Raw genomic sequence first — 20,771 nt, 5'->3', positions numbered from 1 at the left:
CGTGTAACCGGACACCAACCAACTCCCGGAGAACACGAGCTGATGAATACCCCACCCGACAAGTCCGCCGATGCCATCCTTCGCGTCCTTGGCCACATGGATCCACCCGAGGATTTGTACAGTGTTTCAGGGTCACGCCTTTACGATCAGATCACTGCTGGCGACCTGACTGAACTTCCCGAGATCCTGGCTGCGGCACGAAAAACCACCGGCCCCATTCTGGAATTGGCTGCGGGATCAGGCCGGATCACCCGGCCGCTCCTCGCCTTGGGACGTCCGCTGACCGCCGTCGATTCTTCGCCGGAAATGCTCGCAATACTCGCGGAAAGGATCGCAACCACGGCGTTCAATCCCCGCGGGGTGGCGGTGGAATTGGTCGAAGCGGACATGTCCCGATTTGAGGTCGACGGCGGCTACGGTTGCGTCGTTCTCGGCGCCAGTTCCATCACGCTCCTGGATCCTCATGGCAGGAGGGAGTTGTTCGGCCGCGTCCGTGACTGCTTGACGCCCGGCGGCCGCTTCCTCTTGACACTACTCAACGCAGACAGTCACCAGGCCTCGGAAGGACACGACGGCGGCACGACAGTTTCGGCGCTGGGCGAGGACGCATTCCTCATCACCGTGGAAAGTCGTGATCCGATGAACGGGGCCAGACACGTGACCATGATCCATGTTGGCTTCAATGAAGAGGGTACGTACCGATCGTCCGCATATTCGAGCGACATCGCTTTCGTCAGTAACAGCCTCATCGAGGAGGAAATGCGGGCAGAAGGTCTCACTATCCTCGAGCGGCGGCCGGTCCGCATCGCCACCCCGGTGCCGGGCCTGAACGACATCGAGTTGTGGGTGTGTGGCAAATGAGCATCGATCCTGTACGTACCCTTGATCCTTCGTTCGGGCTGGTTTCCGAGGCGACGGTCTACCTGCCCAACGATGTTGGGCTCTGGCGTACCGTAGCTTCGCTGGCAAATGGGCGCCCGGATGGGAAAGGGTTCGCAACCGCCGTCGGAGCTTTTGACGTGAAGAAGCGGTCCTCCATGACGCGGGGCGCTGGCGAGGCCGTTGAGCGTTTCGCGTTGGTGCCCGGGGCGGCTGACGTCGAACATCTTCTTGCCGGGAGCGTCGGAACGGACAAGCGCATCGATTTCGTCACGGCAGGGTTGGGCCGCGCATCTGCTCTCGCCTTCGACTTCCCGTGGTACCGGGCGACGGATTTGCTGACGGGCCAGGAATCGCACGTGCCAGCTGCCGTGGTGGACTACAGCGCCGGCGCCTCCACGTCTCCCGAACCTTGGAGCCGCTTTTTTGACCCTTCGCCGAACGGCGCAGCTTCCGGGCCGTCAGACCGCTTTGCGCAAGTATCCGGCATCGGCGAAGTCGTTGAGCGGGATGCCTTCCTTTCCGCATGGCGCCAGAGGATTCCGCTCAACAAGTTTGTGTCTGGGGCGATGCCGGCAGCCGTGCTCGACGCGCCCGGGACACGGAGTTTCCTGCGGCTCGTGGCGGCTGCACGCGCTGCTGGCATTGAGCCCACCCTCGCGTTTGTCCCGCACAATGAAAGTCCCTTGCATGTAGCGGTCTGCGTCATCACCGGTCAGCGGGAGCCCGGGCACTTCGGTGCCGTTGGCCTCAAGGCAGCAGCCGATCCCGTCGTCGCACTGGCGGGAGCCCTCCAGGAAGGCCTGCAGATCCGCGAACTCTTCCTGGCGCGCACGCCCTCAACAGTTTCATCATCGCAGGTGACAGACGACGAATCCCGTGCTGACTTCTGGACCACCGGTCAAGCCCTGGCTGAATTGCATTTGTGGGTTCGAACCTTCAGGCCCGCCCACTTTCCGCCGGTCAAACACGTACCGAACGTCGATGCCCTGGTGAAGTACTTGGCGAGGCGTGACATTCAGTCGCACTGGGTCAGCCTCACCCACCGCCTCCCAGCGGCCATTCAGGAGCTCGGCTGGGCAGCCGGCAAGGCGATTTGCCCAGGCGCGGTTCCCCTGACGATGGATGAAACCAAAGGACTGGTTCGTATGCCCCCAGGATCTGTCGGTGACCCATCCGGCTCGTCCACAACACCGCACCCACTGATATGAGAAGGCCATACATGTCCGGACCCAAGGTTCCGGTACCAGCTCAGTGGCCGGTACAGCTGGCCGCAACGGCCTCCATTGATCAACCGTTACGCGATGGCGGTCCTTGGATTGTTGCCATGAACAGTGTGCCAAAAGCTCGCGTTTCAGCAGATGTAGCTGCTGTGCTCAGGACAATTGACGGCGAGAAAAATCCTGCCCAGGTTGCCCAACGCCTTGGGCCTCCTTGGACTGCCGCCGACGTCATGGGAATCGTTCGCCAGCTGACGCACACCGGCATCTTCGACGGCGGTGCGCACCCGCCAAGGGAACGCAGGGTCAAGTTCCGGGCACCGTTAACGGTGCAGTTCACCTTGTTCAATCCGGCGCCGCTCCTGACGATATTCCGGCCTGTTGTTGCTGCCATGGCGCGGCCAATAGCTGCGTTGCCCCTTGCCTTGCTCCTCATAGGCGGCATCCTCGGCGCCCTGGCAGCTGGGCCGGACATTTGGCGGGTCTTGGCACGCCCACTGGCCCTTGATGTATACGTCAATGTTGCAGGTGCGATGGTGGCCTCCACGTTGCTGCATGAACTCGGCCATGGAATGGCCCTCAGCTACTTTGGCGGTACGCCTCGACGAATTGGCATCATGTTGTTCTACCTATCTCCGGCATTCTTCTGCGACGTAACCGATGGCTGGCGGTTGAGCTCCCGGAAGCAGCGGGTTGTGACTGCCCTGGCCGGGCCCTTGGTGCATCTTGGCTTAGGGAGCATTGCGGTGGCGGCGCAGGCTTTCCTACCGGCATCGTCGGTAAAAGATGCGGCGCTGCTGTATGGGGTCATTTGTTGGGCCGTCGCCATTTTGAATCTCTTCCCGTTCATCAAGCTGGACGGCTACGTTGCTTTGATGTCCGCAGTGGACATTCCCCACCTTCGCCGGAAATCCATAAAGGCATTGGCCGACGTCCTTTGCTCAAGGTTTCTTGGAGCGCGCGCCACCTTTCGCGGTAATGGTTTGCTTCCCTGGTTCGGGTTGGCGAGCTCCATTGCAGGTGTCGGCTTCATGGTCATTGGCTTCCAACGCATCGTGCCGATTTTCCTGCAGCTCGGCTACGCCGGGCACATTGTGGTGTTTGCCGTCCTTTGCCTGCTCATCGTGGTGGCTTGCAGAAGCTTGATTCAGTTTTTCCGCATGGCCGCGCAGAATGGCAGCCCAGTGTGGAGGCGTGCCCTCATCATGCTCCTGGGAATTCTTGCCATCGGGACGCTTCTCGTCGTAATCCCTGTACGTCCTGTGACCATTGCGGGCTACACCTATGCGAATGGTCAGCTGCTCATCGTGACTTCCAACCAAGCTGCCGATCAATCGCTGGAACCGGGCGACAGCGTCACCTTGCAATCGCAGGGAATGATCATCCATCAAAACCTCGGCCGGGCCATCATTGGCGACCACCCGCCGTCGTCAACCATGGCACCGGTGGACACCGTCGTCCCGATAGCGCTCGCAGACACCACCCTGCCCGTGTTGGCGTACGTCGGCCAGTTGGAAGGAAGCGCCACCCTCCCTGCATCGGGGCGGGCGGAAGTAATCAGCAGACGCCAAACAAATGTGGCGGAGTGGCTCTGGCAAGCCATTTCACATTCGCCGTTATGGCCCATACAACCCGAACCCGACGACTCCACGAAAGGGCCCTCATGACAATCCACGCCAGCTTCGAGGGATTCAGCAAGCGAAGAGGCCAACGGCTTGCCGTCGACGATCTGACGTTCAATGTGCCGGCCGGGCGGGTTGTGGGATTGATCGGCCCCAACGGTGCCGGAAAGAGTACGGCGCTCGCCGGGCTGACAGGCCTGGTGAAGGCGACGTCGGGTCGTGCAACGGTCTTCGGAATGGACTATCGCTCGCTCAAGAGGCCGGCCACCAAGGTTGGAGTGAACTTGGACGGGATGGAAGTGGAGCCCGGATTAACGGGGCGCCGCCATCTGCAGATCTGCCGGTTGGCAGCAGGGGTGGGCAGGGAAAACGTTGAGCGGGTCCTGGACCAGGTGGATCTTGCAGCCCACGCGGACAGGAAGGTCCGCGACTACTCGCTGGGCATGAAACAACGGCTTGGGATTGCATCCGCGATCATCGGAAACCCCCGGCTGCTTGTCCTCGACGAGCCTGCCAACGGTCTGGACCCGGAAGGCATCCAGTGGCTGCGCGGCTTTCTCCACGGGTTCGCCGAATCCGGCGGGAGTGCCTTGGTTTCAAGCCACCAGCTATTGGAGCTCGAACAAGTGGTCCACGACGTCGTCATCCTGAAGCAGCGGACGTTGTTCCACGGGACCCTTGAGGAAGCGAAGGTTCTTGGTGGCGGCAGCCTCGAATCGGCGTATTTCAAGATCCTGGAGGGTGCCCGGTGACGGGGCGTCCCCACTCCAACTGGGCCTGTGGACTACGCGCAGAGCTACTGAGGTACTTCAGCGGCTATTCGATTCTGGGCATCCTGGCCTTCAGCGCCTTGGTGCCCTGGTTCGTGGCCAACTTCCTGGGCTGGCCGGATAGTGCAGATCAGCTGTCCGCGACGGAAAATATTCAAGCGTTTTGGGCTCTGGCCACCAGCATTGCGATCGTGACCACGTTTGCCGGGAGCTACCTGGTGACACGCGAGTCCTACTACGGGACGCTCCGACACAGCCTAGTGATGTCCGAGTCAGTGCAGCTTGTGGCGGTCAAGTACGCTGCTGCGCTCGTAGTTGGCCTTGGCACCCTGGCGGCGGGAATTCTGGCTTGGGGAGCCAGCGTCGTTTTCACCCTGACACCGGAATTGCGCGTAGAACTCTTCACGCCAGAGTCCTGGCGGGCCCTGCCCGGCGTCGTGGTCGCGTCAGCTGTTGCTTCCCTGTGGGGTTGCTCGCTGGGCTGGATTATTCGGCATTACTACGCGACGACGATCGTCACCATGTTGATACCGCTCGCCGTCGAACTGCCCGTCGTGGCCAACGAGCCCGAAATAGGGCGTTGGCTGCCCTCCGGCGCGTTGGCGGGCATTGCCTCCCTGCCTTTTGAGGGCCTTCTTCCACCAGGCTCCGCGTTCCTGGTGTCGCTGGCGTGGCTACTCGCAGCCGGCGCCTGCCTCGTCGCGGTGCTCCAGAGAAAGGAGTTCTAGATGATGCCCGTGCTTCTTGCCGATCTTCGCCGGCCGTGGCTGTGGAAAGGCTCCGGGATTGCGTCCGTGCTGGTTATCGGACTATTGGGCACGCTCCTGGTGGCAGCCAATCTGGAACCCACCACGGGTGGTCCTTCTCCCGAAGGACCTCTCCGAGAGGCAGGCCTGTCGCTCATGCTCACGGGTGCGGGCGTGATGGGCTCCTGCTCGTTCACGGCCGACTTCCGGGCGGGGTGCCTTACCCGCAGGGTCCTGTTGTTCCAAAGGATCCCGGCATTTATTGCCCGAGCCCTGTCAACAGTTCTTGCAGCACTCCTGAGCGGTGTGATCGTCGGCGTCGCCTTCGGCTTGTCCGGAGCACTATTTTCAGAAGGATGGCAGGTCAGCCCCCAGGTGGTGCTGGCCTTCGCTGGAATGGCGGCGATGGGATCCGTTTGGGGATTCGCGATCGGGTCCTTCATTCGTAGCCATCTTGTGAGCCTCTTCGCAGTTCCGCTGAGTCTGGTGGTTCCGCAGGTCCTGCCCCTGGGTAATGCCGGGGCGTACCTCTTTCCGTTCCAAGCTGCCGACTGGGCGAATCAAGCGGCAGTCCACATACCGCCGTCGGGGTCTTTCTCCGGGGCTCTTGCATGGCTGTTAATCGTCTTGGGGGCAGCCTGCGACGTGTTCTCCAAGCGTGACTTGGCCTGATAACCATCAAGAAATCAAGGAACTCATTGTGAATCGTAAACCGCTGGTATGGCTTCTTCTCGCCCTCACCATGGCCTCTTACGCCGTCTATATTTTCCTCTCAAGCAGCAGCGAATCTGTTTGGTCCCTTATTTCCGGAATCATCATCGCGGCGGCTTCGTTGGTGATGTTGTGGAGATTCTGCCGGGAACTCAAGACCAACCGCCAAGAGTGAGCAATTTGGACGAATTGTGGCGAAAACTCTGGACTACGCGGGCGTACAAAGGTTTTGTCACCATCAACCAGGACACGTACCTGGAAGCTGACGGCTCAGTTTCAACCTGGGACGTGATTGCCAGCCCGGACTCCGCCGCGGTTCTCGCGTTCACGGAGGGCGGAACCGAGGTGGTGCTGTTTGAGCAGTTCCGCGTCGGCCCAGGGAAGACCTTGCTTGAACTGCCCGGGGGCTACTTGAACGAGAATGAAACTCCGGTAGATGCGGCCCGACGCGAGTTGGCGGAGGAAACGGGCTATCGCTCGTCGGCTATCTACTACGCAGGATCCGAGTGGTGGTCCGCCAACTCAACCAGGCGCAAACACCTCGTCATCGCAGCAGAAGCCCGCCCCGGCAGCGACCCCTTGTGGGACGCGTCCGAGGCGGGCTTCGTTCGGCTATTGCCAAGTGACGAGCTGATGGACTTCCTGTTGAGCGGTGAGTTAACAGACGCGGGACTTGCCTGCCGCGGACTCATGAAGTTCGCTGCCAGCACCCAACCTGCCGGCAACCAACGGAGCCCTGCATTGGACAAGCTTCAGGCGACAGTCCGAGGCCTGTTTCCTAGCTAATACGTACATCAATCACGGCCCGCTGCTTGGCTTCAAAACCATCGCCGATCCACCTCCACGACGCGTCGGCTCAGCTGCAGCCGTGAGCTTTCCGCCTTCGCCGAACTCAATCGCCGTAGCTGCGCCTATTTCGGCCGCCGAGGTGAAAGCATCACCGGCCGGGACCAGATCATGGCCCAACGATTCCAGCGCGGGGCCGTAAGCATCAATGAACGCCGGCTCGGAACTCACGGTGAGACCGTTTCGAGGAGCAGCCCGCGGAGCGGCGATTGCCTCGGAGATATCCATCCCCAGGTCAATGCGGTTAAGGATGGTCTGCAGCACGGTGGTGATGATGGTAGATCCGCCCGGCGAACCGAGGGCCAGGAACGGGTTGCCGTCTTGCAGGATGATGGTGGGCGACATCGAAGAACGGGGACGTTTGCCTGGCTGGATCCTGTTGGGATCAGTCGCTTTGTATTCGGCGCTGAAGTCAGTCAACTCGTTGTTCAAGAGGAATCCGCGGCCCGGGACGACGATTCCGGATCCACCTGTTTGCTCAATGGTCAGGGTGTACTCCACCACGTTTCCCCATTTGTCGGCGACAGTCAGGTTGGTGGTGGAAATGTTCTCGGTGTCCGTCTCGTCGGCGAGCGGTGCAGCCGCGGCCGGGCACGCGCCGTCGTACGTTGTTATGTCTCCCGGGGTAACCGGCTTGGGAGCTGCAACAGTCGGATCAATCTCGCAGGCGCGTTCCTTCCCGAAAATCGGGTCTGTGAGGACATCAGTGGGAACATCAACGAAGGCCGGATCGCCCACATAAGCGCCACGGTCGGCGAACGCCAGCGAGCTGGCCTCGAAATAGTGGTGCAGCGCGTCCACCGGCTGCATGTCCTTGAGCTCGAAGTTTTCCAGGATGTTCAGCGACTCGCCAACAGTGGTTCCACCGCTGCTGGATGGCGCCATTCCATAGACGTCATAGCCGCGGTACTCCACGTGCGTTGGATCCTGGTCGAGAGCCTTGTACCCGGCGAGATCGTCCGTTGTCATGAACCCGACCGGTACGGGCAGGTCAGTCTCGCCGGATTTCGGCGGTGCTTTTACTGCGGAGACAATTTCTTCTGCGAGCGGACCCGTGTAGAAAGCGCTGGTGCCTTGCTTTGCCAGCAGGCGGTAGGTCTCGGCCAGTTCGGGGTTCTTGAAGATACTCCCGACGGCGGGAGCGTCGCCACCGGGGAGGAAAAGGTCCTGGGTGGAGGTGAAGGTGTTGAAACGGAACTTGTTGTCCAGAGTCTGGTTCCGGAACGTCTCGTCTACCACGAACCCTCGGTTGGCTACCTTGATTGCCGGCTTTAGTGCCTCGCCCAAGTCCAAAGTTCCCCAACGCTCAAGTGCGCGTTCCCACGTGGCAGGGGTACCGGGGACGCCGACAGAGACGCCGCTGGTTGGCAGTTCGGGCCTCTTGGTCGTAAAGAGATAGGGCTTGACGGTGGCGGGATCGATGAAAGCATCGTTCGGCATAGTTGCCGGCGCCGTTTCGCGGCCATCAATGGTGCTGACTTTCTTGGTCTTGGCGTCGTAGAACACGAAATAGCCGCCGCCTCCAATGCCGGCGCTATACGGTTCTGTTACACCAAGAGTGGCGGCCGCAGCGACTGCGGCGTCGGCTGCGTTACCACCTTTGCGAAGGACTTCGATAGCGGCTGCTGAAGCCTCCGGATCCACCGTGCTTACCGCGCCGCCGTACCCGGTGGCAGTGGGGTTTTTGTCAGTTTCGCGAGGATCGGCGAAGGCAGGACCCGCCACCGCTCCGCTAGTCACGCTCAGGGCCAGGGCTGCAGTGACCGCAGCCAGTTGGCGTCTCACATGTGTCATGGTTCTCCCAGATTTTTCCCAGACGATGATGTGGTTGGACGGTCCGGCCACCCTATCCGGGGCTTTGGGGAGATTCAACGGTTGTAATTCCGGGCATGGAAAGGGTAAGGAAGGGCTAGGGGCCCGGGTGCCTGTTGCCTATCCACGATCAGCCCGCTCGCCTCATGGCTCGGACTGATTTTCTCTAACCGGGCCCTGCGGCCTAATCCCTTGGGCAGTAGAAACTTAGAGGTAGCTCTTCACACTCCCGCGGAGTGCCTCCGCGTGGTCGTAGATCTCCTCCAGCGAGCTAATCGGTACACGCGTTTCTTCTTTGTTCGCGTCGAAGAGCCCGAGGTACTTCTGGCTTCGATTGAAGTGAAGCCGAGCGATCGGCTTGCGGTTGTTGTCGTCGAGGAGAACGGCAAAGTATGACTTGGCATCCCGTTGCACGACACGTGTGGGTTTCACTTCGCTGCACACAATGGCCCGCACGATTTGGTAACCCTCGATTTCTTCGAGTGTCGTCTCAATGGCGTCGGCTTCTATAAGATCCGCCTCAGCGACCGGCTTGCTGGAGACAGCAGCAGCGGCGACATCATCGTTTGCGGTGTAGGCTTGGGCGCCGAGAGCTTTCTTGAGTCTCTCGTTGACTTGATCGTTTAGGAATTGCTTTGTTGCTTTCCCCACCAACATGGTGAATTGCTCGCGAACACGCTGTGTATATGGTCCTGTGTAGACGCGTGTAGTGAGGAACTTGACCCATTCGTCTTCAGGTTCCCGGAATTGTGCTGCAAGAGTCCTCTTCAGTTCCCCGATGTACTTCAGTTCACCGGCGGCGCTAATGATGGAGTCAAGATCGAAGACGTCCTTCGAGAGCTTCTGAAGTTCGGGGAGCAGAGTTTCGTCGATGTCGTTCAGGTCCAGGACCAGGAACGGCTTGGCATCCATGCGGTTGGGCGCATCAAGGTCGGTGAAGAACTGGTATATCTCACCGTTAGTGAGGATCGCGATCCTGGCGTTCGTAACTGCAAAATAGCGGAAGAGTTGTGATGCGTGCTCGATCTTCACCGGTTCGATTGACTTCTTGCACTCAATCAGAATCTGGATCTCGCCATCTTTCACAATGGCGTAATCGACCTTTTCGCCCTTCTTCACACCGACATCTGCTGTGAATTCGGGAACGACTTCCAACGGATTGAAGACGTCATAGCCCAAAATCGAGGAGATAAATGGCATTACGAACGCGTTTTTCGTGGCCTCTTCGGTCTCAATGACCCCCCGTTGCTGCCGCACTTTGGCTGCCAACGCAGCAAGTCGCTCTGCAAACTCCAATTTGACCCCCATGGTCTCAGGAACGATTAGTGAGCCCACACTATCCGAGGCTTGCGACAAAACTGTGCAATGAGACTCTGGCCCCCCATTCAGGCCACCAACGCCTCCAGGACACTTTTGCCAATTTCCCTGCCGATCTGTTGCAGCAGCTCCGCTGAAAGCAAAGGATCCTTCGCGGAGTCCAAGGTTGTGTAGTCAGCCAGCGCATATACGCAGGACAAGGACATCTCGGACCACCGCTCTTGCGGCAGCAGCGAGCGGCCGGCGACGGCGATGATGGGCCGGGTGCCGGAACGGCGGGCGACGGCGGCGGGCAGCTTCCCTGCGAGCGTCTGCTCATCGATGCTGCCTTCGCCGGTGATCACAAGATCGCAATTCTCCCTGCGGGCATCGAAGTCCAGAAGGTCCAGGAAGTAGTCCGCGCCTGAAACCTGGCGGGCACCCAGCAGGAGGCAGGCGAACCCGATCCCGCCGGCACTGCCGGCACCGGGCTGCTCTGCCAAGGACGCGATCCCAGCCTGCGACTCGCGGCCTGACCAGGAACCCACCGCAGAACCAGCGCCAGAACCGGCGAGCACCGAAACGAAGTGCGTCAGACCGGCGTCGAGCGCTGAAACATCAGTGAGCGAACAGCCCTTCTGCGGCCCGAAAACGGCGGGCGAGCCGTCGGGACCGCAAAGTGGGTTGTGGACGTCGGTGGCGAGGATGAGTTCCACGTCCGCCAGTTCCGGGACCAACGATCCGGACACCGAATGCACCAGTGAGAGTGAATGCCCGTTGCCTGACAGGGAAAGCCCGGACGAATCCAGGAACCGAAGACCCAGCGCTGCGAGCATGCCCATGCCGCCATCGGTACTGGAACTGCCGCCAAGGGCCAGCACCAAACGTGCGGGCCGAAGGCCCAAGGCAAACAGCACGGCTTCGCCGAAACCACGGCTCGAAGACTCCATCGGCGCCAAGTCACCTTGAGGCAGTACGGCCAAACCGCACGTGTTCGCGACCTCCACAACTGCCGTGACGCCGTCGAACGCGATGTCTGCCTGGACGGGCCGGCCCGTGGGGCCGGCAACCGTGCAGTTGTAACGGCCGAAGCCGGAGGCGACGGCGGCATCAACGCTGCCGTCACCTCCGTCCGCGAGTGGAAGGATCTCGCAGTGGATCGCCCCGGATGTGCCGTGGGCGGCACCGAGGCCCGCTGCCAGGGCTTCCGCAACCTCGCCGGCGGTGAGGCTGCCTTTGAACTTGTCAGGGGCGATGAGCACGGTCTTCGGGGCGGTGGTGTTGGTCATGTCAAATGGATTCCGAGTAGGCGGGACGGCGGTCGGCGGAGGCGGCGGGTACAGGAGGTGACGGTACGACGGCGGCTGAGTGCTTGGGTGCCTCAAGGGGGTCTGTCTCGTCCTCCACAGGGACCACCACGGCATCATCAGCTGGCATCGGTTCCACGGTCTCGCCCGCAAAGACGCGACGGGCGCGGTCGGTGTCCAGTGTGCGGTCCCAGCGGGCGATGACCAGGGTGGCCACGGCGTTGCCGGTGAAGTTGACCAGGGCACGGCACTCGGACATGAATTTGTCGATTCCGAAGATCAGCATGATCCCGGCCGCGGGGATGGTGCCGAGCGTGGTGAGCGTGGCGGTGAGGGCAATGAAACCGCCTCCGGCGACGCCTGCCGCACCCTTGGAAGTCAGGAGCATCACGGCGAGCAGGCCGAGCTGCTGGCCAATGGTCAGATCCGTGTTGGTGGCTTGTGCGATGTACAGGGCAGCGAGCGAAAGGTAGATGGCGGCGCCGTCCAGGTTGAAGCTGTAACCGGTGGGAACAACCAGGCCAACAGTCTCCTTCTTCACTCCGGCATGCTCGAGCTTGCGCATCAGGCCGGGGAGAGCAGGCTCAGCGGTAGAGGTGCCCAGGATGAGCATGTATTCCTCTTTGAGGTGCCGGATCATGGTGAAGATGTTCAGCCGCAGCATGGCCATGATGGAGCCGAGCACAACAATCACGAACAGTATGGAGGTGCCGTAGAACAGCGCAATCAATCCGCCCATGCTGGTCAGCGACGAGACACCGTACTTGCCAACTGCGAAGGCCATGGCGCCGAACGCACCCAGCGGAGCGGCCTTCATGATGAAGCCCAGGATCTTGAACATCACGCCGGTGAGCCGTTGGACGCCGTCCAGCACAGGTGCGCCAACCTTGCCCATGGCGTTCAGGGCGATGCCGAACACCACAGCAATGAAGATGATCTGCAGGATGTCGCCCTCAACGAACGGGCCGGCGATGCTGTTGGGAATGATGTGCGTCAGGAACTGCCACCACTCCTGGTGCTGTCCGGCGTCGATCAGTTTCGCAGCCGAGTCGGAGGTCTTGATAGTGCTGGCGTCTGCGTTGACTCCGTCACCCAGACGGAAAACGTTGATGGCCACAAGGCCGAAGACCATGGCGCAAATAGTGCCGATCTGGAAGTAGGTGAGGGCTTTCAGACCCGTCATCCCCACCTTCTTGAGGTCGGCGACACTGGCGATTCCGCCCACGATGGTCAGGAACACGATGGGGCCAATGAGCATCTTCATCGCGTTCACGAACGTGGTGCCGATGGGTTCCATGGCGATGCCGGCGGTCGGGGCGAGCCAGCCCAGAACGATGCCGACCACGATCGCGGTGAGCACCCAAAAGTACAACTGCCGGTACCAACGGGTCTTGTTTGGCGCTTTCCTGCATGTGGCCGCTGCGCCGGCGGTGGTGATGTGTTCCATGATTCCTACCTCATTGTGGAATGTCTCTGGAGAAGCTGAAGGATGTGGGGAATTACGACGGCGGCCAGGCGGCCGCCGTCGAACGTTCACTCTGTTGGGTCAGACAGCCGCGAGAGTGCTGACGAGGGCCGAGATAATGGCCTCGGTGACATCGTCCGTGGTGGCGTCGCCGCCGACGTCGCGGGTCAGGTGACCGGAACCGGTGGCCTGTTCGATCGCTGCCTCCACGCGGCGGGCTTCCTCGTGCAGGCCGAAGTGGTCCAACATGAGGGCGGCACTGGCGATGGCACCGATCGGGTTGCTGATGCCTTGGCCCGCAATGTCTGGTGCGGAACCGTGGACCGGCTCGAACATGGACGGGAAGCGGCGCTCCGGGTTCAGATTGGCGCTCGCGGCCAGGCCAAGGCTGCCGGCAATGGCGGAGCCGAGGTCCGAGAGGATGTCGGCGTTCAGGTTGGAGGCAACCACTACGGACAGGTCCTCCGGCTTGAGGATGAACTTGGCGCTCATCGCATCAACCAGCACGCTCTCGGTCTGCACATCCGGGTAGTCCAAGGCGACACGCTGGAAGGTTTCGTCCCAGAGGACCATGCCGTACTGCTGGGCGTTGGACTTGGTCACCGAGGAAACCTTCTTCACCGTGCGGGTCCTGGCGAGATCGAAGGCGAAACGCATGATGCGTTCGCAGCCTTTTTCGGTGAAGAGCGCGGTCTGGAGGGCGACCTCATTGCCGGGACCGCGGCCGCTCAAGTTGCGTCCGCCGAGGCCGGCGTATTCGCCCTCGCTGTTTTCGCGGACGACGATCCAGTCCAGCTCGGTATCGTCAGCCTTGCGGAGCGGGGACTGGATTCCGGGGAGGAACTTGACCGGGCGGATGTTGGCCCACTGGTCAAAGTTCTGGGTGATGTTCAGGCGCAGGCCCCAGAGGCTGATGTGGTCCGGGACGTTTTCCCAACCAACGGCTCCGAAGTAGATGGCGTCGAAGTCCTTGAGAGCTTCAAGGCCCTTTGGATCCATCATCTGCCCGGTCTTTTCGTAGTAGCCGCAACCCCACGGGAATTCGGTCCATTCGAAGGCGAACTTGCCGTCGGAGTTCTCGGCGAGTGCGTCCAGCACGCGACGGCCAGCGGAGACAACTTCCTTGCCCACGCCGTCAGCGGGAATCGATGCGATGGTGAATTTCTGGGTGGCGCTCATGCCTACCTCCTCGTTGAGTTTGTTAGCAGTGAGCCTGTTATGGGGGTCACACTGTTCTTCCTCTTCAAGTAGACGTTTGAGGGGTAGTTGGCGTCCAAGACTTAGTTTCGATACGGCTGATAGGTAGGGCCTATCAGTTCTCTTCGTCACCGTGGCTGCGGGCAACGTACAGGAACGCTCTGGCAGCAGGCGTGAGATTTTCCTTCCGGCTCAGCACTGCGACATCCAGATAATTGACAGGCTCGATCAACAGTGTCCTCAGCCCCGCTTTGTGTGCGGTGGGTGCCCACGACGACGGCATCACAGCGTGGCCGACCCCTGCCAGGACCAGCGGAAGGATGGACGTCCTGTGCGCGACTTCCACCACGATCTCCACCTCCACACCGTGCGCCAAAGCATCGTCCACCAGCCAGCGCATCAGGGATCCGCGCTGGCTGGCGATGAGCCGATGGCCGCCGAGGTCCCCGCGCTGGATGGCAGTGTCTTTGGGCGCAAACGTGTCCGCTTGTGGATTGACGATCAAGATCAGGGGCTGGCGTTCAAGCTCCAGGACTTCGACGCCGGGCACCTTAATTTGGGTCGGCGAGCCGGCCAAACCGATCTCGCTGCTTCCGCTACGGACGGATTCGATCACTTCTTCAGGAGTGAAAGCAGCGCCTACGTTCAGCCGGACCCAGGGATGGAGCTTGGTGAAGGCGGCGATCATCGAGGTCAGAGGTTCGATGCCTGGCGAAGGCATCGTGATGATGTCCAGCCGGCCGCTGCGCATACCCCGCAAAGATTGGACGGCTGACTGGGCCGCGTCGAGGTCCCGCATCACCAAGCGGGCCGGTCCAACGAGTTCCTTGCCGGCTTCGCTCAGGACTGCGCGCCGGCCGATTCGATGGAAGAGCGGAACGCCGAGCTCTTTCTCAAGGCTCGCAATGGTTTGGGACAGTGACGGTTGGGCGATCAGAAGATGCTCGGCTGCGCGGTTGAACCCGTCGTGATCCACGACGGCGAGGAAGTACTTAAGTTTTCGCGTATCCACGGTGTGGGGTCCTTTGGGCGTAGGCGAAGGTTTCAGGGCATTGATAGTTTATGCCTATCAATATCCCTTCAAACGGAACCCAACTGAGTAGCAGATAACGCCGTTTTCAGCCCTCAAAACGGCGTTATCTGCGACTCAGTTGGGTTCAAACCCGGACGGTTTCCTTCCCGGCGATCACCTGGTTCAGCTGGGCGAGCGTGTCCTCCGGCGTTCCGTTGGCGTCAACCCGCATGAAGTCGTCGAACTCGGGCAGGGAGCGGTAAGCAGTTCGGAACGCTTCCAGGTCTGCCAACTCTTCGTGATCGGTACCGCGCGCCATGATCCGTTGGTGGGCACGCCGCGGGTCAACCTCGAAGTGGACTACCACGTCCGGGGCCGGGAGCTTTTCCTGCAGCCACGGGAGGAACCAGCCACGCCTCAATCCAGCCGCGAGGCGCAGGGCCAGTTGGCAGTGCAGGTGCCTGTCCATGACCACCAAGCCGTTGAACCGCAGGGCTCGGGCATGCGAAACAAGGACGTTGACCACGCGGATGCACGTCTGTACAAAATCGGCACCGCGTGGCGGCAACTTCCACCCAAATCGCTCCGCAACGAGCGACATCCGTCTGCGTGCAGCATGGTTGCTAAGCAGCAGCGCGTTGTGCCCCTCAGCGCGAGCCGAGTCCACCAAGGCGCGGGCCGCCGTCGTCTTTCCTGAGCCGTCTATTCCTGTCAGAACAATGAGCATGGGGCCTCCCGTCGTCTCTCTTCCAACGGAGGGGAGGCCAGTGGTGTGCCCTGATTGAGGCATAGATCACTTCCCAGCCAAGGACTGTTCACCCAAAGGGCCGGGTACATGCTCATCATCGAACGCCTCGACACGCCCCATGTCCTGCGGGCTTTCCTGCCGCTGGGATCCCGCTTGCCGATGCACGCGTCCTCCACCGGAATTGCCTATTTGTCCGCTGCTGAGGACGAAATCGTGGATGACTATCTGGCCGCGCCCCTTGAAGCCTTAACGCCGCAAACGGTGGTGGACCCGGCGCAGCTCCGGGCCATGATCGCGGAAACCCGTGCACGCGGATACTCCATCAATGAGCAGGGCCTCAGTACGGGAATCACCTCAATCGGGGTTCCCTTGTTGGGTCCAGGCGGTGTGGCGGCAGGATCAATCTCCATTTCCGGACCGTCAAGCAGGATCGTGCCTGCCAAGTATCAGGAATACGGAGAGGCCGCCGCGGGTACTGCGCGGGAGATCAGCCAGGCACTTGGAGCTTTTTCGGCGAAGAGGTACTAAGTTTCCTGTTGAAATACTTCGCCGGAACACAATGCGCGCCTATCATGATGCTGTGCACGTGCTTCGAGGGCGGCGGTTCTGTTTGAACTGTTGTCATTTGGGGTAAGTACGGAATAAGGAGAGAACATTTCTCCGTTCGGTGCCCGTTGCTTTGGGGTGGAGCTCCAATTGGAGTCCCAGCGGACGCCTTCCTAACTGGACAAATTTGTTTGAAGGGATGCGTAGCTTAGATGAACACACTATTGGTGATTGCCGGCGTCATTGCGATCGTGCTGCTGCTTGTTGGCGGTTTTAACCAGGCCCTGAGTTTCCTGCTGTGGGTAGGAATTATCTTGCTGGTCCTGGCGCTCATTGGCTGGGTTCTCGGCCGGGGCCGGTCGCGCGTATGACAACTGATCCAACCGAAGTTGCCGGCTTCAGTCAGGTGCACGATGGGATCACGACGCCAGGTCATCCGATCCCGCGCGATCTTGGGGCGCCCGACTCCAGCGATCAGGTACCTGTTGGCGACGCATCCGGGGAAGGTTCGGAAGATGCCGCCGATGCCGGGGGAAATGAATCAGCGAATCCACCCGGGCCGGCAGAAGAAAAAGATGAGCGGACCGCAGACGATCGCGGTTTGACTACCGAAACCAATCCTTCGGATTGACATGGGTTTTGCGGTCGCGGCCAGGGAAGGGATCCCGGGCCCGACCGCGCCCTTTGGTCACCCAGCCAGTACTAATAGCCGGGCAGTAATTCCGTTTATCGATTGGGGAAGAAATGCGAATCGGTTCAATTATTGGGCTGTTCGTAGTTGTGTGGCTCGTCATTGGAGCAATAGCGGCCGGCCAACGCGGCTATTACAACGCCCCACCCGCGCAGTGTTCGCAGTTTGCGACCATCGCCCTGAATATTGTGGCCGGGCCCCTTAATTACACAGGCATGGATCCACAAGCCGGTTGCCAGGTTCCGCAGCCATCGTGAGCCGGTACGGCAAGCGCCTGACGACGATTCTTCTGGCTCTGGCGGTACTCGCCGGAGCGTTGACGGCATGCTCACAACGTCCTTCCCCGGAGGCGCTTAAGGGACCAGCCAAGGACGTCTTCTCTGCCGTCCAGGCCACTACCCTGGCGGTGGAAATCAGGATCAAGAACAGCACGACGGCGGCTGCCGGCTCTACTGCTGCGGATGACATGTTGGGCGAGGTCGAGTCCGCAACCGATGAAGTTGAAGGTTTCACCGCTCCCACGGAGGAGGAAAAGTCGCTCCGTGATGACATGTTGGCATCCTTCGCCACAGTCTCGCGCGCCTTGCTGCATGCACGCGACGCGTTGACGGCTCCTGCCGGTAGCCCGCAACCCAGTGGCCCGCAACCCAGCGGCCCCGAACAGGGGCAATCGGGTTCAGGCGAGAATGGCCTGCCCCAAGTCCTGGCCGAACTGCGCAGTGCAACGGACCAGCTCAAAGCCCTCATGACCAAGGCCGGCATCCAGTGAAGCGGCTCCTCGGCGTTGCACTGGGCATCCTGACGGCAATCGGGGGCTTCGTTGACATCGGGGATTTGGTGACCAACGCCGTAGTAGGCTCCCGCTTTGGACTTTCCCTGGCGTGGGTGGTGGTGGTCGGCGTCGTCGGAATCTGCCTTTTTGCCAACATGTCAGGACGGGTGGCAGCCGTATCCGGCCGCGCTACGTTCGAGGTGATTCGCGAACGCATGGGACCGCGCGCCGGACTGGCCAACCTTGGCGCTTCCTTCCTGATCAACCTGATGACGGTCACCGCCGAGATCGGCGGCATCGCTTTGGCCCTGCAGTTGGCCAGCGGCGTGGCCTACCTGCTCTGGGTCCCTGTCGCGCTGCTGGCCGTCTGGCTGGTGATTTGGCGCGTGAAGTTCAAAATCATGGAGAACGTCACTGGTCTCCTGGGACTCTCCTTGGTGGTCTTTGCAGTGGCGCTTTTCCTGCTCAAGCCCGATTGGGGGGTCCTGGCCACCCAAGCGTTCACGCCGTCGGTGCCTCAGGAGGAAGGCGCTGGCGTGTATTGGTACTTTGCCATCGCTCTCTTCGGAGCTGCCATGACCCCCTACGAGGTCTTCTTCTTCTCCTCGGGCGCCGTGGAGGAACGGTGGAAGGTCAAGGATCTGCTCCAGGCCCGAATGAACGTTCTGCTCGGGTTCCCGCTGGGCGGGTTCCTTTCCGTGGCAATCGCCGCGTGCGCCGCCGTCGTTCTCCTGCCTGCGGGAATCAGCGTCACCACGCTTTCGCAAGTGGCTTTGCCCGTTGCCCTGGCCGGAGGCCAACTTGCCTTGGCCGTGCTGATTGTGGGCCTTGTGGCCGCCACATTCGGTGCGGCGCTGGAGACTACGCTGTCCAGCGGCTACACGTTGGCGCAGTTCTTTGGATGGTCATGGGGAAAGTTCCGGCGCCCGGCGCAGGCTGCCAGGTTCCATATGTCCATGATCGTGGTCCTTCTGGCGGGTGCCGCTGTCCTCGCCACTGGCGTAGACCCCATCCTGGTCACTGAATACTCCGTGGTGTTCTCCGCGATCGCGCTGCCTCTCACCTATTTACCGATCCTGATTGTCGCGAACGATCCCCAATACATGGGCGAGCACGTCAACAACAGGGCCGTGAACATCGCCGGGTTGGTCTATTTGGTGATCATCCTGGCCGCGTCATTGGCCGCCATTCCACTCATGATCATTACCGGAGCAGGCGCATGAGTACCGCCAAACGCAGGAAGATCCAGCCGAATGAAATCAGGCCTGCGCCGCGTCCGGCAGGGTTGGTCCTGGACGCGCAACTGCACTTGCTGGACCGGCAGGTGTTGGACGTCGACGGCGTACCCGTCACCACGGTCGACGACCTCGAGTTGAGTGGTCCCGCACCTGACGAGCCCATTCCCGAAGGTGCTGCACCGCCGAGCATTACGGCATTGCTGACAGGTCCGGTACTGGGCACGCGGATCTTCGGCGGCAGGCCGCCGTCGAACAGGTTGATCCGCATTCCATGGGACGTCGTGTCCGGCGTCGACACCGTCATCTCGGTTGGGGTGCGTTCGGACTCACTCGACGCCTCGTGGGTGGAGCGGTGGCTTCGGACCCATGTGATCGGGCGGATCCCGGGAGGTAGCCATGATCCTGACTGACATGCTGGGCAGCGAGGTGGTGGATAGCAGTGGTGACCGGCTGGGAGAGGTTTCAGACGTCCGCTTCGCCCTGGATTCGGCGCCTACCCAGCTCCTGAGCCAAACCCGCGTGGTGGGCATCATTGTGAGTCCACGGACGGCGTCGTCTTTCCTTGGGTATGAACGGCAAGGTATGACGCAGCCGTGGCCAGTGGCGCAGCTCCTGCGTTGGTGGCATCGGGGATCGTTTCTGGTGCTGTGGGAGGACGTCGCGATGATGGGTTCACGGGAGGTGGTGCTTCGTCCGGACTTCGTGGCTTATGAATCGGGGCTGCCACGATAGCGCCTCAAGCATGAAATTGCTAAGTTTGCTGACTAATTTCTTCAAAGCATGGACACGTCGCCAACCGTCCTTATAGGTTCGAAGTGTTCCATTAACACGTTCCACCGCACGGAAAGGACAGGTCACATGGACAAGCAGAACGCCACGCCTGAAGAGGAAGCGGGAGGCTACGGCACCCCCACAGCAGAGCAGGAAGCGGGCGGATCGCAGGCGCAGCCCCGCGTGGAAGAGGACCTCAGCGAAGCCGGCCTGAGCGAGGACAGCCCTGATGGCGAAACACACGCAACCGGCGCACCAAACCTCAGCCATTTGGATCCTGAGGACTCGGACAGCGCAGGCGAACCTGGTGCAGGCCGCTTCGGTGGCATCGACGAACAGTCCCAGGCCGAGCAGAATCTGGACCAGCCTACAGACTCCCTGGCCGATGGCAGCGGCAATGATCTGCCCCGGGACCAGTCACCCAAGGACGACGACGAAGAGAACTTCGACGCAGGTTAGGCCGTAACCCCGGCGCGCCCATAAGACAGGCGCGCCACCGGTTATGCAGCCAGCCGGCTGGCGCGCCGCCGGCACTGCCCGGCTCAAAAGAGTCCGGCACTTTAGAGCGCAGTACATACAACGCACTACAAGAAGACACATCGAAGGAGCGACACCTTATGGCTACCGTCAATAAGTCAGTTGAAGTAGATGTACCCGTGTCCGTTGCCTACAACCAGTGGACGCAGTTCGAGACTTTTCCTGAGTTCATGAATGGCGTGGAGTCCGTGCAGCAGATCGACGACACAGCCCTCCACTTCGCAACGAACGTGGGCGGCGTGAAGCGCGAATACAACGCCCAGATCATCGAGCAGGTGCCTGATGCATTGGTCAGCTGGGCGAGCGTGGACGGCCCGCGCAATGCGGGAACCGTGACGTTTGAACCGTTGGACGCGGGGCACACACGCGTCAATGTAGAGATCGAATGGGAGCCGGACACCCTCGCGGAAAAGGCCGGCTCGGCAGTGGGAGCCGACAGTTTGCGCGTGGGCGCGGACCTGGACAAGTTCAAGAAGTTCATCGAGGCCCAAGGCCATGAGACCGGAGCCTGGCGTGGCACAGTATCCGGTGGTGATGTGGACGAAGGCGGAGGAGCATTGGTTTAAAGGGTTCGTGTAAGCCCCA

23 protein-coding genes are annotated in these 20,771 nt (G+C 61.0%); 16 read left to right on the top strand and 7 right to left on the bottom strand.

Annotation, left to right across the window (positions count from 1 at the left end; translation table 11 throughout):
• Window positions 1-42 precede the first annotated feature (42 nt).
• The 8 genes from mpaM to LDN82_RS18810 are packed head-to-tail and all read left to right on the top strand — an operon-like array spanning window position 43 to window position 6,734.
• Complete coding sequence (gene mpaM / locus LDN82_RS18845) at window positions 43-861, top strand: daptide-type RiPP biosynthesis methyltransferase (RefSeq protein ID WP_224165397.1); 819 nt, start codon at window positions 43-45, stop codon at window positions 859-861.
• Window positions 858-2,090, top strand: coding sequence for a YcaO-like family protein (locus tag LDN82_RS18840; RefSeq protein ID WP_224165396.1), 1,233 nt, complete (start codon window positions 858-860; stop codon window positions 2,088-2,090). Before mpaM ends, LDN82_RS18840 begins: the two co-directional genes overlap by 4 nt.
• Window positions 2,087-3,766: a daptide biosynthesis intramembrane metalloprotease gene (gene mpaP / locus LDN82_RS18835; protein WP_346347101.1), complete on the top strand. Its 1,680-nt coding sequence runs from the start codon at window positions 2,087-2,089 to the stop codon at window positions 3,764-3,766. The genes LDN82_RS18840 and mpaP overlap by 4 nt, the downstream gene beginning before the upstream one ends.
• Entirely contained in the window at window positions 3,763-4,473 is a 711-nt protein-coding gene (locus LDN82_RS18830) for an ATP-binding cassette domain-containing protein (protein WP_224165394.1), read from the top strand. The genes mpaP and LDN82_RS18830 overlap by 4 nt, the downstream gene beginning before the upstream one ends.
• On the top strand, window positions 4,470-5,219 hold the full coding sequence (locus tag LDN82_RS18825; RefSeq protein ID WP_224165393.1) for a hypothetical protein: 750 nt from the start codon (window positions 4,470-4,472) through the stop codon (window positions 5,217-5,219). The genes LDN82_RS18830 and LDN82_RS18825 overlap by 4 nt, the downstream gene beginning before the upstream one ends.
• Window positions 5,220-5,909 (top strand): hypothetical protein, encoded by a 690-nt coding sequence (locus tag LDN82_RS18820; protein WP_224165392.1) that lies wholly within the window; start codon window positions 5,220-5,222, stop codon window positions 5,907-5,909. It abuts the gene before it with no gap.
• A gap of 28 nt (window positions 5,910-5,937) precedes the next feature.
• Complete coding sequence (locus LDN82_RS18815) at window positions 5,938-6,123, top strand: hypothetical protein (RefSeq protein WP_224165391.1); 186 nt, start codon at window positions 5,938-5,940, stop codon at window positions 6,121-6,123.
• Complete coding sequence (locus LDN82_RS18810) at window positions 6,120-6,734, top strand: NUDIX hydrolase (protein ID WP_224165390.1); 615 nt, start codon at window positions 6,120-6,122, stop codon at window positions 6,732-6,734. The genes LDN82_RS18815 and LDN82_RS18810 overlap by 4 nt, the downstream gene beginning before the upstream one ends.
• A 12-nt stretch (window positions 6,735-6,746) precedes the next feature.
• Here the strand turns inward: LDN82_RS18810 and ggt are convergent, their stop codons facing one another.
• The 7 genes from ggt to LDN82_RS18775 all read right to left on the bottom strand — a co-directional run bounded on the left by ggt (window position 6,747) and on the right by LDN82_RS18775 (window position 15,610).
• Window positions 6,747-8,588 carry a gamma-glutamyltransferase gene (ggt, locus tag LDN82_RS18805; protein ID WP_224165389.1) on the bottom strand — a complete coding sequence of 614 codons (1,842 nt, stop codon included), beginning with the start codon at window positions 8,586-8,588 and terminating at the stop codon, window positions 6,747-6,749.
• Between the two features lie 225 nt (window positions 8,589-8,813).
• Window positions 8,814-9,902, bottom strand: coding sequence for a type I restriction endonuclease (locus LDN82_RS18800; protein WP_224165388.1), 1,089 nt, complete (start codon window positions 9,900-9,902; stop codon window positions 8,814-8,816).
• Between the two features lie 89 nt (window positions 9,903-9,991).
• Window positions 9,992-11,191, bottom strand: coding sequence for a glycerate kinase (locus tag LDN82_RS18795; RefSeq protein ID WP_224165387.1), 1,200 nt, complete (start codon window positions 11,189-11,191; stop codon window positions 9,992-9,994).
• Between the two features lies 1 nt (window position 11,192).
• Window positions 11,193-12,656 (bottom strand): C4-dicarboxylate transporter DctA, encoded by a 1,464-nt coding sequence (gene dctA / locus LDN82_RS18790; RefSeq protein WP_224165386.1) that lies wholly within the window; start codon window positions 12,654-12,656, stop codon window positions 11,193-11,195.
• Between the two features lie 99 nt (window positions 12,657-12,755).
• Window positions 12,756-13,853: a tartrate dehydrogenase gene (locus tag LDN82_RS18785; protein ID WP_224165385.1), complete on the bottom strand. Its 1,098-nt coding sequence runs from the start codon at window positions 13,851-13,853 to the stop codon at window positions 12,756-12,758.
• Between the two features lie 133 nt (window positions 13,854-13,986).
• Window positions 13,987-14,883, bottom strand: a complete 897-nt coding sequence (locus LDN82_RS18780) for a LysR family transcriptional regulator (protein WP_224165384.1) — start codon at window positions 14,881-14,883, stop codon at window positions 13,987-13,989.
• Window positions 14,884-15,028: 145 nt separating this feature from the next.
• A complete protein-coding gene (locus tag LDN82_RS18775) occupies window positions 15,029-15,610 on the bottom strand; it encodes an AAA family ATPase (RefSeq protein WP_224165383.1) in 582 nt (193 codons plus the stop codon).
• Between the two features lie 108 nt (window positions 15,611-15,718).
• Between LDN82_RS18775 and LDN82_RS18770 the strand changes: the two genes are divergently transcribed.
• From LDN82_RS18770 to LDN82_RS18735, 8 genes are all read left to right on the top strand, one after another.
• On the top strand, window positions 15,719-16,159 hold the full coding sequence (locus tag LDN82_RS18770) for an IclR family transcriptional regulator C-terminal domain-containing protein (protein WP_224165382.1): 441 nt from the start codon (window positions 15,719-15,721) through the stop codon (window positions 16,157-16,159).
• A gap of 230 nt (window positions 16,160-16,389) precedes the next feature.
• Entirely contained in the window at window positions 16,390-16,548 is a 159-nt protein-coding gene (locus LDN82_RS18765) for a hypothetical protein (RefSeq protein WP_216926527.1), read from the top strand.
• 552 nt (window positions 16,549-17,100) lie between these two features.
• On the top strand, window positions 17,101-17,637 hold the full coding sequence (locus LDN82_RS18760; protein ID WP_224165381.1) for a hypothetical protein: 537 nt from the start codon (window positions 17,101-17,103) through the stop codon (window positions 17,635-17,637).
• Window positions 17,634-18,863 carry an Nramp family divalent metal transporter gene (locus LDN82_RS18755; protein WP_224088961.1) on the top strand — a complete coding sequence of 410 codons (1,230 nt, stop codon included), beginning with the start codon at window positions 17,634-17,636 and terminating at the stop codon, window positions 18,861-18,863. The genes LDN82_RS18760 and LDN82_RS18755 overlap by 4 nt, the downstream gene beginning before the upstream one ends.
• Window positions 18,860-19,288 (top strand): hypothetical protein, encoded by a 429-nt coding sequence (locus tag LDN82_RS18750; RefSeq protein WP_224165380.1) that lies wholly within the window; start codon window positions 18,860-18,862, stop codon window positions 19,286-19,288. The genes LDN82_RS18755 and LDN82_RS18750 overlap by 4 nt, the downstream gene beginning before the upstream one ends.
• Entirely contained in the window at window positions 19,275-19,610 is a 336-nt protein-coding gene (locus tag LDN82_RS18745) for a PRC-barrel domain-containing protein (protein WP_224165379.1), read from the top strand. Before LDN82_RS18750 ends, LDN82_RS18745 begins: the two co-directional genes overlap by 14 nt.
• A gap of 126 nt (window positions 19,611-19,736) precedes the next feature.
• Window positions 19,737-20,108 carry a hypothetical protein gene (locus LDN82_RS18740; protein WP_224165378.1) on the top strand — a complete coding sequence of 124 codons (372 nt, stop codon included), beginning with the start codon at window positions 19,737-19,739 and terminating at the stop codon, window positions 20,106-20,108.
• Window positions 20,109-20,266: 158 nt separating this feature from the next.
• On the top strand, window positions 20,267-20,752 hold the full coding sequence (locus LDN82_RS18735; RefSeq protein WP_224088953.1) for an SRPBCC family protein: 486 nt from the start codon (window positions 20,267-20,269) through the stop codon (window positions 20,750-20,752).
• Window positions 20,753-20,771: the final 19 nt, after the last annotated feature.

The sequence above is a fragment of the Arthrobacter sp. StoSoilA2 genome (genome assembly GCF_019977195.1).
Lineage (GTDB): Bacteria > Actinomycetota > Actinomycetes > Actinomycetales > Micrococcaceae > Arthrobacter.
The sequence above is the reverse complement of the archived record's forward strand: the minus strand, read 5'-3'. Positions and strand labels throughout refer to the sequence as shown.

What these genes read in the sequence shown, in the direction of transcription:
- LDN82_RS18775 (WP_224165383.1), bottom strand. Translation starts at nt 15,610, where the DNA reads ATGCTCATTGTTCTGACAGGAATAGACGGCTCAGGAAAGACGACGGCG.
- LDN82_RS18770 (WP_224165382.1), top strand. Translation starts at nt 15,719, where the DNA reads ATGCTCATCATCGAACGCCTCGACACGCCCCATGTCCTGCGGGCTTTC.
- ggt (WP_224165389.1), bottom strand. Translation starts at nt 8,588, where the DNA reads ATGACACATGTGAGACGCCAACTGGCTGCGGTCACTGCAGCCCTGGCC.
- LDN82_RS18820 (WP_224165392.1), top strand. Translation starts at nt 5,220, where the DNA reads ATGATGCCCGTGCTTCTTGCCGATCTTCGCCGGCCGTGGCTGTGGAAA.
- LDN82_RS18795 (WP_224165387.1), bottom strand. Translation starts at nt 11,191, where the DNA reads ATGACCAACACCACCGCCCCGAAGACCGTGCTCATCGCCCCTGACAAG.
- dctA (WP_224165386.1), bottom strand. Translation starts at nt 12,656, where the DNA reads ATGGAACACATCACCACCGCCGGCGCAGCGGCCACATGCAGGAAAGCG.
- LDN82_RS18745 (WP_224165379.1), top strand. Translation starts at nt 19,275, where the DNA reads ATGATCCTGACTGACATGCTGGGCAGCGAGGTGGTGGATAGCAGTGGT.
- LDN82_RS18765 (WP_216926527.1), top strand. Translation starts at nt 16,390, where the DNA reads ATGAACACACTATTGGTGATTGCCGGCGTCATTGCGATCGTGCTGCTG.
- mpaP (WP_346347101.1), top strand. Translation starts at nt 2,087, where the DNA reads ATGAGAAGGCCATACATGTCCGGACCCAAGGTTCCGGTACCAGCTCAG.
- LDN82_RS18785 (WP_224165385.1), bottom strand. Translation starts at nt 13,853, where the DNA reads ATGAGCGCCACCCAGAAATTCACCATCGCATCGATTCCCGCTGACGGC.
- LDN82_RS18830 (WP_224165394.1), top strand. Translation starts at nt 3,763, where the DNA reads ATGACAATCCACGCCAGCTTCGAGGGATTCAGCAAGCGAAGAGGCCAA.
- mpaM (WP_224165397.1), top strand. Translation starts at nt 43, where the DNA reads ATGAATACCCCACCCGACAAGTCCGCCGATGCCATCCTTCGCGTCCTT.
- LDN82_RS18840 (WP_224165396.1), top strand. Translation starts at nt 858, where the DNA reads ATGAGCATCGATCCTGTACGTACCCTTGATCCTTCGTTCGGGCTGGTT.
- LDN82_RS18750 (WP_224165380.1), top strand. Translation starts at nt 18,860, where the DNA reads ATGAGTACCGCCAAACGCAGGAAGATCCAGCCGAATGAAATCAGGCCT.
- LDN82_RS18740 (WP_224165378.1), top strand. Translation starts at nt 19,737, where the DNA reads ATGGACAAGCAGAACGCCACGCCTGAAGAGGAAGCGGGAGGCTACGGC.
- LDN82_RS18735 (WP_224088953.1), top strand. Translation starts at nt 20,267, where the DNA reads ATGGCTACCGTCAATAAGTCAGTTGAAGTAGATGTACCCGTGTCCGTT.